Source organism: Sphingobacterium kitahiroshimense, assembly GCF_025961315.1.
In the GTDB taxonomy this organism is placed as follows: domain Bacteria; phylum Bacteroidota; class Bacteroidia; order Sphingobacteriales; family Sphingobacteriaceae; genus Sphingobacterium; species Sphingobacterium anhuiense.
The window spans coordinates 5,895,980-5,911,395 of sequence record NZ_JAOQNK010000001.1; the positions used below are offsets into that span (position 1 = coordinate 5,895,980).

At 37.0% G+C, this 15,416-nt stretch carries 10 protein-coding genes; 6 read left to right on the top strand and 4 right to left on the bottom strand.

Going from position 1 to position 15,416, the window contains the following annotated elements:
• The first annotated feature begins 16 nt into the window (after positions 1 to 16).
• Entirely contained in the window at positions 17 to 1,555 is a 1,539-nt protein-coding gene (gene nanU / locus M2265_RS25215) for a SusD family outer membrane lipoprotein NanU (protein ID WP_132773013.1), read from the top strand.
• 117 nt (positions 1,556 to 1,672) lie between these two features.
• Positions 1,673 to 2,593: a dihydrodipicolinate synthase family protein gene (locus tag M2265_RS25220; RefSeq protein WP_132773011.1), complete on the top strand. Its 921-nt coding sequence runs from the start codon at positions 1,673 to 1,675 to the stop codon at positions 2,591 to 2,593.
• A 137-nt stretch (positions 2,594 to 2,730) separates the two neighbouring features.
• On the opposite strand, the gene M2265_RS25225 is transcribed toward M2265_RS25220, so the two are convergent.
• Both M2265_RS25225 and M2265_RS25230 read right to left on the bottom strand, forming a co-directional pair.
• Positions 2,731 to 4,551 carry an alpha-L-fucosidase gene (locus tag M2265_RS25225; RefSeq protein ID WP_132773010.1) on the bottom strand — a complete coding sequence of 607 codons (1,821 nt, stop codon included), beginning with the start codon at positions 4,549 to 4,551 and terminating at the stop codon, positions 2,731 to 2,733.
• A 163-nt stretch (positions 4,552 to 4,714) separates the two neighbouring features.
• The gene (locus M2265_RS25230) at positions 4,715 to 5,623 is read right to left on the bottom strand and encodes an AraC family transcriptional regulator (protein WP_132773008.1); all 909 of its coding nucleotides are present in this window, start codon (positions 5,621 to 5,623) and stop codon (positions 4,715 to 4,717) included.
• A gap of 585 nt (positions 5,624 to 6,208) precedes the next feature.
• Between M2265_RS25230 and M2265_RS25235 the strand changes: the two genes are divergently transcribed.
• From M2265_RS25235 to M2265_RS25250, 4 genes are read left to right on the top strand one after another with little or no spacing between them, the layout of a single operon-like run.
• Positions 6,209 to 8,965: a DUF1553 domain-containing protein gene (locus M2265_RS25235; protein ID WP_132773006.1), complete on the top strand. Its 2,757-nt coding sequence runs from the start codon at positions 6,209 to 6,211 to the stop codon at positions 8,963 to 8,965.
• 5 nt (positions 8,966 to 8,970) lie between these two features.
• On the top strand, positions 8,971 to 10,464 hold the full coding sequence (locus M2265_RS25240; protein ID WP_132773005.1) for a DUF1501 domain-containing protein: 1,494 nt from the start codon (positions 8,971 to 8,973) through the stop codon (positions 10,462 to 10,464).
• Positions 10,465 to 10,476: 12 nt separating this feature from the next.
• Positions 10,477 to 11,358: a sugar phosphate isomerase/epimerase family protein gene (locus M2265_RS25245; protein ID WP_132773003.1), complete on the top strand. Its 882-nt coding sequence runs from the start codon at positions 10,477 to 10,479 to the stop codon at positions 11,356 to 11,358.
• Positions 11,355 to 12,788 (top strand): c-type cytochrome domain-containing protein, encoded by a 1,434-nt coding sequence (locus M2265_RS25250; protein ID WP_243655501.1) that lies wholly within the window; start codon positions 11,355 to 11,357, stop codon positions 12,786 to 12,788. Before M2265_RS25245 ends, M2265_RS25250 begins: the two co-directional genes overlap by 4 nt.
• 195 nt (positions 12,789 to 12,983) lie before the next feature.
• On the opposite strand, the gene M2265_RS25255 is transcribed toward M2265_RS25250, so the two are convergent.
• Together M2265_RS25255 and M2265_RS25260 are read right to left on the bottom strand one after the other, a co-directional pair.
• Entirely contained in the window at positions 12,984 to 13,478 is a 495-nt protein-coding gene (locus tag M2265_RS25255) for a GNAT family N-acetyltransferase (RefSeq protein WP_132773001.1), read from the bottom strand.
• Between the two features lie 253 nt (positions 13,479 to 13,731).
• Entirely contained in the window at positions 13,732 to 15,414 is a 1,683-nt protein-coding gene (locus M2265_RS25260) for a RagB/SusD family nutrient uptake outer membrane protein (RefSeq protein WP_132773000.1), read from the bottom strand.
• Positions 15,415 to 15,416: the final 2 nt, after the last annotated feature.

Sequence of the window (15,416 nt, forward strand, 5' to 3'; positions counted from 1 at the left end):
ATTAATTGAAACTATCATGAAAAAAACAATATTAACATATCTTTTTTTAGGAAGCCTAATCTGTATGGGATTAAACTCCTGTACGAATGATTTAGAACTTACACCGATCAGTAACTATAGTGATGAAATTTATTGGAAGACAGCTGATCAATTTGAAGCGTTTGCTGTGGGTTTGCATTCAAGATTTAGAACGAATGAACGTAATTTTTTACTTTTAGGTGAATTACGTGCCGGTCTATTTGGTAATGATCCAGGAACTACGGCGTCCTTCACAGGTGAAGCATCACAAGGTTTAGAAAGAATGTGGCAACACAATCTAGATATGGATAATTCTGGAGTGACTAATTTTGCTAATTTGTATGAACAGATTAATCAGCTTAATTTGATGATTAGTAAACTAAATACAACAACTGTGCTTACTGAAGGAAGCAAGAATTATTACCTTGGGATTGCACATGGTATGCGTTCTTTTTACTATTTTCAATTGTATCGTACCTGGGGAGATGTTGTCATTCAAACAGATGCATTACCAAGCAACATTGATGTTTCCAATTTAGCGAAAGCTGCATCACCGGCCGCTGATGTTATGAAATTGATCAAAGCGGACTTAGAAAGCTCAATTTCAGCTTTTGGTACTGATTATTCTATACGTCAAGAACGTTCTTTTTGGTCTAAAAATGCGACTTTAATGCTCAAAGCAGAGGTCTATTTGTGGTCAGCGCATCGTGAGGGCGGTAAACCAGATGCTACTATTGCGAAAAACGCACTTACAGATGTGAAATCCAATTTGCCATTAGCTTTGCAAACAGACTTTAATAACGTAAATGATGTAAAAAGTAGGGGCAATAATGAGATGATATTTGTGCTTCGACATAAACTGAACGAGGCTACTCTTGGATTTATTACTGATTTTGTTCCCAATTCAAATATTCTTGTTAACTTTTCTGATTCATTGACTAATCGTAAATTTAGCGTAACACAAGATAATTATGGAGGCTTATTAAGGATACCAACGCGTATTAGTACATATCGTAATTATAATGACCTAGATACCCGTAAAAATATATCTATTCAGGCTGCATACACTAAAGATGGTAATGGAAACTATAAAATTGCTGGCTGCTTCCTTAAGAAATATCAGGGTGAGCAAAATGCGGGTTCTAGGGTCTACACCAATGACTATGCATTGTATCGCTATGCTGATCTATTACTATTGATGGCAGAAGCTAAAGTAATTTTAGGAGAAAATCCAAAAGAAGAAATCAATCAGATTCGTACCCGTGCTTTTGGAAGTAATTATAGTGAAAGTGTATTTGGATATCCAAATCAAGCAGTGGATAAAAATGCAAATGAAGCGATATTGCAGGAACGAAAATTGGAATTTTTAGGAGAAGGCAAATATTGGTATGATCTCAGAAGATTTGGAGATCAGTATGTGTTTTTACATACAGGTTTATCTGCACAAGAATCCTATAAATTGTTTTGGCCTATTGATCGTACTTCTTTAACCAACAACAGAGCTCTTAAACAAACGGCTGGTTATCCTGAGTTTTAATTTTACTAAAATACAAGTACTGCAATAACAAAATCCCGGTTATTCCGGAACCTAACCACAAAAATTCTACTCCATAACGGAGTAGAATTTCACTTTAGAAAAATCTAATTATTATATATGATCACAAAAAAAATAGATGGCTTAATTGCCGCCCCTTTCACGCCATTTGACGAGAATGGAGCATTAAATTTAGCACAAATACCAAATTACTACCAGTCTTTAAAAAATAATAAGGTTACGGGAGGCTTTATCTGTGGGTCAACAGGTGAAGGAGTTTCATTAACTTTTCAAGAAAAAGTCGATGTCTTAAAAGCATGGACCAAGTTAACAAAAAGCGATCCTGATTTTAGTTTAATGATTCTCTTAGGAGGTACAAACATTAAAGAATGCCGAGAGTTGGCCACAATTGCTGAAGCAGAAGGCGTAGACGCTATTTCATTTACATCACCATTTTATTTCAAGCCTTCAAATGTGGATCAGCTTGCTAAATGTTGTGCCGCTGTTGCTGAAGCAGCTCCCAATACGGCATTCTATTATTATCATATTCCGGTGTTGACAGGTGGTAATTTTCCAATGATTGATTTACTGAAAGCAGTAGATGGCAAAATTCCGAATTTTGCAGGAATTAAGTATACACATGAAGACTTTATGGATTTTCTATCTTGTATGAACTATGCGGATCGAAAGTATGATATGCTGTGGGGCAGAGATGAGAATATGCTATCTGCTCTAGTATTAGGAGCAAGGGGAGCGGTTGGGAGTACTTACAATTATGCCGCACCATTATATTATGACCTGATCAAAGCATTTGATGACGGTGATTTCGACAGGGCAAATGATCTTCAGCAACAATCTATTGATATGATTACCCTGCTTGGAAAATATGGCGGTATTTCAGTAGGTAAGGCATATATGAAACAGGTTGGACTAGACTGTGGAGAATTTCGACTACCAGTCAAAAATATGACTGCAGAGCAATATAAATCATTCGAATCTGATGTTAAAAAATTGAATTTTAATTCTTTCTGTTCAAAATAGTTTAACGGCAATTAATTGAAAACAAAAAATATTTTTCATTTTTTGTGAAACTCGACATCAAATTTAAATGAAAAGAGCCCGTTTCCATTTGCTTTTTAAAGATGGAAACAGGCTCTTAGCTGTCTATTTATTTCAGTTTATTTGACAGGAACGAGACTGATTGAACTAATCTCAGGTAGTGAATTTCCCGTAATTTCAAGCGCTTTTAGTTCCGCTTTTAAAGCGGTGTCTCCAAGTGCCTGTTGTGAAATTTCAAATGTTCCTGTTTCAACATCTACAAATTGGCTACCTTTGGTTGCCTTGAGTTGATAAGATAAGTTGTTCGTTCCGAGACTTAGCGAAATAGTTCCTGATTTTTGCTCGTGCGGAAGATAATTAACGACTATCTTATAGGTGCCAGGACGCTGGATTTTTACATCCCACGCCACTTGATCGGATTTTTTAGACCAGTCGCCAATTGCATTTGGACGATTCGGATCATGAGTCGTTGCGCCAATAAGTTTAATTCCTCCAGTACCGATTAATTTAGCATTGTTAGCCGTTAAGATTATTCTACCATCTTTTTGAGTTAATATCTGTTGCTGTATTACTTGAGGAGTTCCTTTGATTTCTGCAACAATAACCATTGGCATCTGTCCTTTAAAGTCCGCAGGTAATTGGATTGTTTTTCCCGCAGCAGATTTTGATATCTTTAATGATTTTTTAGAACTTCCTAATAAATAGGCTTTATGAATAGTACTCGCCAATGGTACTTCTATACTGCCATTTGATGGAATATCGAATACATGGAAATATAGTTTACCATCTTTTTGAGTACAATAGCCCCAATCTAATCCTTGAAACGGACTTGCAGTGGTTCCATATATGGATTCATTATTTACTTTCATCCATTGACCGATGTCCTTAAGTAGCTTGACGGCTTTCTCTGGAATAGCACCTTCACCATCCGGACCAACATTGAGTAGGAAATTTCCACCTTTACTTACTGTTTCGATAAATAGACGCATTGTTTTATCAAATGATTTCCAGTTCTGGTCATGTGCACTATAGCCATAGCTTTCATTCATCGTGTGGCTCACTTCCCAGTCCATACCCGGAAGACCTGTTGGTGGTATATATTTTTCGGGAGTTCCAATATCCCCATTTTTATTTTCAAGACCATCCCAGAAACGGTTATTGACAATAACCCGAGGTTGCCATTTAATTAAATCTGTAAGAATACGTTTTGTACCCCAGCTCTCACCCTGATGATTTTTACTACTAAAGTCAAGCCATAGGACATCCAGACCTCCATAATTATTCGCAAGCTCTTTCACCTGCCCATATAAATAATCTTTATAGACTTCATGATTGGGCTTATAGCCAGTAGGGTTGGGGTTTAAATAAGAAAGACCTTCATATGAGTCCGGATGTTGCCAATCTAATAATGAATAGTAAGCACCCGCTTTTAGACCTTTAGCACGAAAAGCTTTAACGACTTCTCCGTAAAGATCACGTCCTTTAGGTGAAATATTAGTACCTCCTGTGATGTCATTTTTTAATGAATAAGGTTGTTGACTATTAAAAATTGAGAATCCTTCGTGGTGACGTGAGGTTATAATAACATACTTCATGCCTGCTTCTTCTGCAAGGGATGCCCAAGCAGAGGCATCAAATTTTGAAGCTGTGAATTTTGGTTTTAAAACTTCGGCATATGGCTTGCTCGGTACTTTTGCCCATGCTTGAATCCATTCGGCATAATGTTGTGGATATTGTTTTCCTTCCCAGCTACCTCCAGCGGCACTGTAAAGTCCCCAATGGATGAAAAGTCCAAATCGGGCTTCTCTGAACCACGCCATCCGACTGTCTTTTGTTTCCTCCCATCCGGATACTCCTTCGTATGGAATAGATTGCGCATTACTCGATAATACTGCTGTCGATAATAATCCTAAAAGAGCAATTTTCTTAATTATTTTCATTTAGTTTTTATGGTTTATGTTGATATTATATATCTACTATAGAATACCCTTTAACTTTTATTCTTTATCAGTTCCAAAGAAAGCGAATTATTTTTTATTTGAAAACTTTGGAATATGAATGTTACCATAATTATTTAGGACATTTTATTCGTTGTGAATAATACTAATCATTGGAAGAAATAGGTTTTATTGGTGTGCTGAATCTACCAACCTCCATTTCTTTTCGATAGGTTCTCGGATTTTTATTCATAATTTCTTTAAAAAACTTATTGAAGTTTGTTAAATTTTGATAACCGCTAGCATAACATACTTCTGAAATATTCAGATTCTTATCTTCCAGCAATTTGCAGGCATGTCCTATGCGTGTTTCATTTACGAATTTAGAAAACGATTTTTGGGTGTGTTTTTTGAAGAACCTGCAGAAAGCATTTGAGTTCATATTTAAGAGGCTAGCCGCTTCCTGCAATGAAACGGTTTCTCTAAAGTTTTGCATTACGTAAACATAAATGATGTTTATCCGTTTATTATCCTTTTCGCTGTAAACAGGTTTATATGTCCCTGATGATAAATGATCATATTCGGTACTTTGATGCAATAATGCTATAAGATTTAGGAAACCGGTTATTTTTGAAAAAGAATCTTTATGGACTAGATCCCGCATGAGTGTCATTGCATTTTTTAATGTACTCCCATAAAAACGTAAACCATCTTTAGTCTTATCAATAAATTTTTGCATGGCTTGAATTGTCGATTGATCATCGGTCAATTGAATAAGAAAGTCAGCTGGAAAGTAAATAACAAGAGCTTTAGCACGCTCATGGTAGTCTGGCTTTAAAAAAGCATCATCATTATGCCAAATATGTGGAATGTTAGGCCCGATTAATACCATATCTCCTGCACTAAATGAGTCAATATGATTACCAACAATACGTTTGCCGTAACTTTCTTCGATAAGGACTAGTTCGCATAGTTCATGAAAGTGCAAAGGATTACTAAAAAAAGCTTCGTCCACATGTTTGATATGTATTGTTTTCTTCGGAAGTGGACTGATTTCTATTAATTTAGCTTTCATTCGTCTAGATAATTGGCTTGTAACCTACGAATATATAAATTTCGGTATAATAAAACAATTTTTGATCTTTTGTGATCTTCGATCGCTTTTTAGGGATATATAGTTGTAAAAGATGAACTGCTGATGTTGATTTATGCTAATTAAGCATTAGAACAATGTGATGGATGAGTGGCTCCCCATAAGTTAGGTGATCAAATCTTGAATCGTAAAATTTTTGATATTGTAAATGGTCGCTAGTTTTAAAGGAAAAAAGTCTCCATGATAGCCATAGCATTTCAAGTTATAAAGAGCATCATAAATTAAACATAGGTTTACTATGACGCTGAAAGAAACAAATAAATTACACAAAAAAGGTATTAACGTCAATATACTGTCATTATTTGTTAATGAGGTTGTATTTTATGAGGTTGAAGATCCTTAATTTTATTTTTTATAAATGAAGAAGAACTGCTGTTAGCAAGATACATTATAAAACCTTTGTATTATTTTATTAACCTAATAAGCGAATACAACTAATTTGCTTTGTTTAAAATCGCTGTACTGCGATTTAAAATAAAAGCTTAGAAGTTATAAATCGTATTAAACATGAAAAAGAAAGTCGTCGTCGTATCCCTCTTATTGAGTGCCATTGTGGTCGTCGGATTGTTTACCTTTAAGAAGGAAGATCCTGTTGATTTTAGTGCTGAAGTGAAACCTATCCTTAATAAGCATTGCATTACTTGCCATGGTGGCGTAAAGAAAAATGGAGGTTTTAGTTTGCTTTTCGAAAATGAGGCATTTGCTAAGGCAGAGTCTGGTAAGCCGGCTATAATCGCAGGCGATGCAGATCATAGTGAATTTATTAAACGGTTGACCATTGATGATCCCGAGTTAAGAATGCCATACAATGCACCACGATTGAGTGATGATGAAATCGACATCTTGAAAAGATGGATCAACGAGGGGGCGAAATGGGGCAAGCACTGGGCTTATATGTTACCTGAAAAAGTTGAAGTACCTAAACCATTTTCTTTTGCTGGTTTATTTGGAATGAATCCATCGGGTATATCCAATAATATCGATTATTTCGTTCAGGATAAAATGAAAGAGAAAGACCTGTCTTTTTCAAAAGAGGCAGATAAGGAGACCTTATTGAGACGACTGTATCTAGATGTGGTCGGTATTCCACCAAGTTTAACCGAATTGCAATCATTTGTAAATGATACGAGGGGAAATGCTTACGAGTTAAGAGTTGATAGTTTACTAGCTTCACAACAGTATGGTGAAAAATGGGCTAGTTGGTGGCTGGACTTAGCCCGATATGCGGATACTAAAGGTTATGAAAAGGATGGGTCAAGACAAATATGGCCTTATCGCGATTGGCTCATTAAAGCTTTTAATAAAGATATGCCTTTCGACGAATTTACGGTACAGCAATTAGCGGGTGACTTATTACCTGATCCAACTAAAGATCAACTTATTGCAACTGCTTTTCACAGAAATACAATGAATAATGATGAAGGGGGGACCGACAGCGAAGAGTTTCGTGTGGCCTCTGTTCTAGATCGGGTCAATACAACTTACCAGGTTTGGTTAAGTACAACTTTTGAGTGTGTACAGTGTCACAGCCATACTTACGATCCATTTAAATTTGAAGAGTATTATAAATCTGTTGCTTTTTTTAATAATACACGAGATGAAGATACCCAAGGTGATCATCCAAGGTTGCGGTTCTATAAGGCCGAAGATGAAAGCAGAGTGGATAGTATCAAATCTTGGTTGACCCAGAAAGGGAATCAAAAGCTGATTCGTTCTACAGACTTATTCTTGCATACATTGGAACCAAAAATTCATGCACATTATAGTGATCAGGTTGAAAATGGCGCTTTGTATGATACTAAATGGCTCGGAATACGTTCAGGAGGAAGTGCTCGATTGAAACACATCACCTTGCAGGGTAAAAAGCAATTTTATATTAATTATTGGACATCATTAAATGGAGGTGCCATAGAAGTCAGAAAGGGTAGTAAAACAGGCCCGTTACTGACGACAGTCCAATTGCCAAGTACTTCAGGAAGACAAGTTATTCAAGCAGATCTGAAGGAAGATACCGGAGTTCATGACCTTTATTTAATATTTAAGAATGCAACAGCAGCAAAAGATCAGCCGATTTGTATGATTGAGTGGTTCGCATTGCGCGAAGGGTTTCCAGTATCTGCAGACCCGGAGTCCCAGCGTATGCAAAATAACTTTATGCAACTGATTAATACAAATCCTGAAAGTGTACCTGTGATGATTGAAAATCCTGCAGAAATGCATCGTAAAACACATGTTTTTGAGCGAGGAAATAGATTAGCGCTAGGTAAAGAGGTGCAACCTGCAGTTCCTGAAACATTAAATCCTTTTCCAAAGGGAGCTCCTAACAATAGATTGGGCTTTGCTAAATGGATTGTAAGTAAAGATAATCCTTTGACAGCACGTACTTTGGTAAATCGAATTTGGGCGCAATTATTTGGACGCGGGTTGGTGGAACCACTAGGAGATATGGGGACGCAGAGTACACCATCTATGCATATTGATTTATTGGATTACTTAGCGCTAGATCTCATGCAAAATAAAAAGTGGAGTATGAAAGCGCTTACTAAGGATATTGTTATGTCTTCCACCTATAAGCAATCATCGAGTTTAAATCAAGGAGATGCGGAGAAAGATCCGGCTAATATATTTCTAGCGAGAGGACCACGATTCAGACTTTCGGCAGAGCAGATTCGGGATCAGACATTAGCCGTAAGTGGTCTTCTAAGTTCTAAAATGTATGGACCTTCGGTGATGCCCTATCAGCCGGATGGTGTATGGATGACGGTATATAGTGGTGAATCGTGGGCAACAAGTACAGGTGAAGATCAATTTAGAAGGGGGTTATATACATTTTTAAAACGGACAAGTCCTTATCCTTCATTTATTTCTTTTGATGCATCGAGTCGAGAGGTCTGTTTGGTTGATCGGATCAGAACAAATACTCCATTACAAGCACTAACCACGTTAAATGATCCCGTTTATCTGGAGGCAGCTAAACATCTTTCGACACTCATGCAGAAAGAAGGGGCAGGAGATTCTAAAAAAATAATTTCTTATGGTTATAAGAAACTGATGTTAAAAAATCCGAGTGCAGAAAAAGTGGTTGCACTGGAAAAATTATATAAAGAAGCATTACAAAATTTTAATAAAAAACCGGCAGAGGCGGCTAAATTCATGGCTGTTAATGCGAGTGATTTAAAAGATCCATCTTTAACATCAAAGGCTGCCTACATGGTGGTAGCCAATGCTTTATTAAATCTGGATGAATTTCTTACAAAATCTTAAACGACATGAAAGATCTCGATAAATTATTTCGTGAATTGCAACAGCAGAAATTGCAGGCGGTAACGCGTAGACATTTTTTGAAAGATTGTGTGGCAGGTGTTGGAAGCATAGCATTAGCAAGTTTTTTGGCAAGTTGTGGAGGGAACTCCAGTGGATCTGGAGCTATAGATTTAAATGCATTAAATCCACTTGTACCAAAATCACCTCATTTTCCTGGAAAAGCAAAAAGTGTCATTTACTTGCATATGGCAGGGGCTCCTTCACAATTGGAACTTTTTGACTATAAGCCAGTGTTGCAGACATTACATAATCAACCCTGTCCTGAGTCACTATTAGCAGGTAAAACTTTTGCATTTATCAGAGGTACTCCTAAAATGCTAGGTCCTCAAGCGACTTTCAAACAGTATGGGCAAAGTGGAGCTTGGGTTTCCGATCATCTACCGCATTTTAGTAAAGTTGTGGACGATGTCAGCTTTTTAAAGGCTGTACATACAGACCAGTTTAATCATGGTCCTGCACAGATGTTTATGCAAACTGGTAGTGCAAGATTGGGTAGGCCTAGTATCGGATCTTGGGTAACTTATGGTTTAGGATCAGAAAACAGCAACTTGCCAGGTTTCGTAGTATTGACTTCAGGAGGAAAGACTCCTGATGCCGGAAAAAGTGTTTGGGGATCAGGATTCTTACCTTCAGTATATCAGGGTGTGCAATGCCGTTCGAAAGGTGATCCTGTTCTATATCTTGCCGATCCGGAAGGCATGAGCAGAGACTTAAAGAGACATGCTATCGATGCGATTAATGAAGTCAACAAGGACGAATATAATACCTATAAGGATCCTGAAACATTATCTCGAATAGCCCAATATGAGATGGCTTACAAAATGCAGGTCGCGGTTCCAGAGGTTATGGACATCAGTCAAGAACCGGCGCATATTCATGAATTATATGGTACAGAACCGGGTAAAGAGTCTTTTGCGAATAATTGTTTATTAGCACGAAAACTGGTCGAACAAGGAGTCCGTTATGTACAGTTGTTTGATTGGGGATGGGATAGTCATGGAACTAATGCCTCCGATTCTATCGATTATGGTTTCCGTAATAAATGTAGGGAAATTGACAGACCTATGACCGCATTGATTATGGATCTTAAGCAACGTGGATTGCTGGACGAAACGCTTGTAGTGTGGGGAGGAGAATTTGGACGAACTCCAATGCAGGAAAATAGAGATAACAGCGATATGCCCTTTTTAGGACGTGATCATCATACTGATGCCTATACGATCTGGATGGCAGGAGGCGGTGTCAAGAAAGGGGTGACCTATGGAGAGACTGATGAAATCGGGTTTACGGGTGTAAGCGGAAGATCGTCCGTTCATGATGTACATGCGACAATGCTTCATTTGCTCGGTTTCGATCATGAAAAATTTACTTATGAATTTCAGGGCAGACCATTCCGTTTAACGGATGTTGAAGGTAACCTGATTAGTGCAGTTGTTTAATAAATAATTGGAATGAAATATATATACAGCATTATGCTTTTTATTTTATGGGCTCTACCAAATCAAGCTCAAGTGAATAATAATTTAAAAATAAAGTTCTATTGTACCAATTGGGGTATGTCAGAGTCATGGGACAGCTACTGTGCTCGAGTAAGTCAGGCTGGATTTGATGGTTTAGAGACCTGGCTTCCAGCGGCCGGGGAAGAGCGTACAGCCATGTTTAATGCTTTAAAAAAACATAACCTTTCTTTGGGTTTATTAAGTGGAGGTGGCGGTGCCAATTTTGATCAGTATCTTGCTTCTTTTATAAAAAATGTTGAGGATGCCGCGCAACAAAAACCAGATTATATTAATTGTCATACTGGAAAAGAGTATTACACGTTTGAACAAAATAAAGCTTTGATTGATGCAGCAGAAGCCATTTCTAAAAAAACGGGTATCCCAGTTAGACATGAAACACACCGCGGCCGATTTAGTTTTGCCGCACATATTACAAAAAAATATTTAGAAGAGATTCCGCATTTGCGTTTAACATTAGATATATCACATTGGTGTAATGTTCATGAGTCCATGTTATCAGATCAGAAAGAAGCCGTTCAATTGGCGCTTTTAAAAACTGGACATATACACGCCCGTGTTGGTCATCCGCAAGGACCACAGGTTAATGATCCCGCAGCTCCAGAATGGAAATCTATTTTGGATCAGCATTTGGCATGGTGGGATGAAATTGTACGTATTCACAAAGAAAGTAAAGCAAAAGTCCTAACCATAACAACTGAATTTGGTCCCTCTGGATATTTACCGACTTTACCTTATACACAACAGCCTGTAGCTGATCAATGGAGTATCAATGTCTTTATGTTAAATCTTTTAAAGACACGCTATAAATCATGATGTTGTTTTTTGAAGAGTTAATGAATTTTACAGGAAGATGGCACCCAGTTATGGTACATCTTCCTATTGGAATGTTAGTTATTGCCTGTGTATTGGCACTTTTCTCAAAAAAGGAAAATTATAAGAATATAGGCCCAGCAATATCATTATCCTTATTGTTTGGTAGTGTGGCGGCTATATTCGCTTGTTTTACAGGGTATCTGTTGTCTTTACAAGGCGGTTATGAGCAAGATACTTTGAATTTCCATCAGTGGTTAGGACTTGCAGTTGCTGCTATTAGTCTTTTTTTATATTTTTTATATAAGGAAGGTGTTCGTAATTCATTCATTGAAAAGTTTAAATCTAAGCGTGTTACATTATTATTTTTGATGTTTATTCTTATCGGTATTACTGGTCACTTTGGAGGTACTTTAACACATGGGAAAGGGTATTTTAAAGATGCGCTTCCTACAGCGATTAAAACTGTTGTCGGGATAGAGGATGTATCTGAAGAACCTGTTTTACTGACTAATGTGCAACAAGCGCAGGTATATTCCGGAATTATTCAGCCCATTCTTAAACAGCGATGTCAAAGTTGTCATGGGGAGAAAAAGCAAGAAGGTGGTTTTGCTCTTCACGATCAAGCTCATTTATTAAAAGGTGGTGATGGCGGGACAGTACTGGTTGCAAATGATTTAGAAAAGAGTGCATTATATGCGCGATTGATATTGCCAGAGGGCCATAAGAAAAGAATGCCTCCAAAAGGCCGTAAGCCAATTACTGCAGAACAAATTAAGTTGATCGGATGGTGGGTGAAAGAAGGTGCTGATTTTGCTAAAAAATCAAGTGACTTGGCGCAGACAGCAGAAATAAAAGAAATTTTAGGGAAATTAGAAAAGGGAAGTGAACCGACTTCTCCATTTGAAGAATTACCGGAGGCAAAAAAGCTACCGGCTGATTTTGTACAGCAGTTACAAGCAAAAGGAATTAAAGTTTTGCCTATTGCAGGTAATAGTGAATATGTAACCATCAACGCAATTAACTATCCTGAATTTAAGGATCAAGACTTAAAAGATCTTTTAAAGATTAAGGATAACATTGTGCAGTTGAAATTAGGAAATACCGCTATAACTGATCAAAGCCTCAAGATGATGGCCGAATTCCCAAACCTAATGAAGTTACATTTAGAAAATACAAAAATTACAGATTTAGGACTTGAACATCTGAATGGACATCCAGCTTTATCCTATCTAAATTTATTTGCAGTGCCAGTTACTGATAAAGGGTTAGAAAAGCTCAATAAAATGCCAAAATTGAAACAAATCTATGCCTATCAGACAAAAGCGACGTTGGCAAGTGTTGAAAATTTAAGGAAGATATCAAAACAAGTTCTGATCGACACAGGATCTTATCAGTTACCATTTCTAGCTTCTGATACCGTTCGATACTAATAACGATAGATCACGCTGATTGTTGGTATGTCCGTACAGCGCACATTTTAATGTTGTTTCTTGGGAATGATATCTTAAGAAACAACTTTATTTAATGCTGTTCTAAGAATCATTTTAGTAATGAGTTTTTATGATTATATAGTGAATTGTTACTGGGTATTTTGAAGGATGATATGTATACAGGATATATCTTTTTTAAGTCCGTTTTAATATCAGCTTTTCGATTGTAGTACCATCTTCATTTCCTTTAAAATAGCTTTTAAAATTAAATTTTTCGACTAGTTTTCTTGAAGCGATATTTTCTGGGTGAATGATAGCAATTACATCATTTTCTTTATTGACGGTCGCCGCTTGGGATAACAAATATTCACAAATTTTAGCTCCTAGACCTTTTTTCCAATGCTCTTTTCGCAGTAAATAACCAATTTCAAAAATATGGATATTTCTTTTGTAGAAGACCAGTTTGCAATCACCAATGATTTGACCAGTAGCTGTATCCAATACTTGGTAATAACCAAGAGAATCATGCTGTTTGCCTAAATCTAAGATAAATGCAAATCTTCTCTTAGCATCTGTTTCAGATAGACCTTTTCCGGTGATGTATTGCATCAGGTCATCTTCTTTAACAAGATTAAGATAGTCTGAAAAATCTTCTTCGGTATATTTTTTAAAAGTTAGCTGGGTGGTCATATGATGTGTAAATATAAAGGTTTTTAAAATTAGTGCTATTACCTGGAAGTTTTAACTCCATTATAAGATCTACCCCAGAACAATGATTTTTTACTTTCTTTAAGTTGCTCTATACAAGATTTAAGTTATGTTATTTAATAAAAAAATACTAAATTGATAATGCATTATCATGTATTTTACTTATTAAAATTGCCCCAAAAAGTTAGAAACTTTTTGGGGCAAATCCGAAATCAATGACTTAAAGTTAATTAAATTAATATCCGGGGTTTTGTTCCAGCATGTTATTTCCTGCAATGGCTTGATTTGGAATAGGAAAACGATTCAGATGACTGCTATTAGAAGGCGAGTGATCCCACCAATTTTCTGTTGTGAAGGCTTTCCATCTGATGAGATCGGTTCTTCTTCGCCCTTCTCCTATAAATTCAATACTCCATTCATCTAAAAAACGATATTTATCTATATTAGCGGTGGTGACCGGATTTAAATCGATGTTGTCTTTAAAATTTCTTTTTCTAACATTATTGATTAGGGAAACAGCTTTAGTTTTATCTCCGACACGGAACTCACATTCGGCTAACATATAATAGATTTCGGCCAATCGGATTACAGGCATATCAGCACCCCATCTTAATGTATTATTGGCTAGATTTGGAATAGGAACTTTTACCAAACGAATTCCGGTGTTTTCCTCACCCTCCGACATTTTTGACGGGAGTTGCGCGACAGAGCTATATTTCTTTCCCTGACCTACTTCTGAGAATCGTGCCACCTGATCTACAAAATTTAAGGGCTGTTTATTATATTCTTCACCGCCAAGAATGGCTTTTCCATCTGGAGATAGATGTGGCCCCACGATGAACATACCTTCATAGTTTTCAGTGCCTAAATAACGATAAGGGCTCTTTCGAAAGTCCCCTGCGCTAAAAGTTTCAAATGGCGATCCTAGTTTAAAATCACTACTATAAAGTGTACCATCTGGTTTTCTAGAAGGAGTGAGGTGAGCACCATTATTCCCGCCCATATCTTGGCTAAAATACTCTCTTGTATTGTAATGGTAGAAATCTGCATAAAACCAATTGTACTCTAGCATTTTAAATTCAGAAGGCATAGACCATATAATCTCAGGAGAATTGTTGTTTTTGAACCCATGAACACCATTCCATGTTGGATCCAGTTGATAATCACCATATTCTTTATTGATTAGCGCTTGACTTAATTGTCTACTTTCCTCATACATCGGTTTACCAATATAGGCTTCTGCATTAAAATACAATTGAGCAAGCATTGCCGCAACAGCCGCTTTTCGAATTGCCCCTTCTTCTTTGTCACCAGGTTTTTTTGCAGGTAAATTATTAAGTGCTGCTTTCAATAATTTTTCAATATGTAAAAACAGCTCTTGGTCGGTATTTCGAGGAAGTGATTCTTGATCTAGTGATTCAAAAATGGGCATTCCGCCAAAATAGTCCAGTCCTCTCAAATAGAAATATGAGATTAAAGCATCGAGCTGAGCCATATCAGCTTGTTGCTGGTCCGCACTTAAAGCAAATTTTGTATAATCCAATTTAGAAAGATCATTTTTGGTATCCAGAGCAAGGGCAACCCCCATCAGGGTTCCACGCCATGTTCCCCAAATCCAACCGTCGTCTGCAGTCCATTTGTGATAATGATAGCGTTCATTTTCTCCGCCATTATACCAATGCCTGCCCTTAGTTGTGATCGCAAAGTTGTCTGCAGTATATTCCTGTAATCTCCAGCGATCTTCTCCGAGGTACCACTTAGCATGGGTAAAAGGTCTAAAAAGGGCCGCTTTGATATCTTTCTCACTTTTGTAAAATGTTTCAGGAGTTACAGAGCTATAAAATTCCTGATCTAATTTGGTACAAGCCTGAAAGAGTAGCCCTGCAGATAGTGTTAGTATCGATATGTATTTTTTCATAA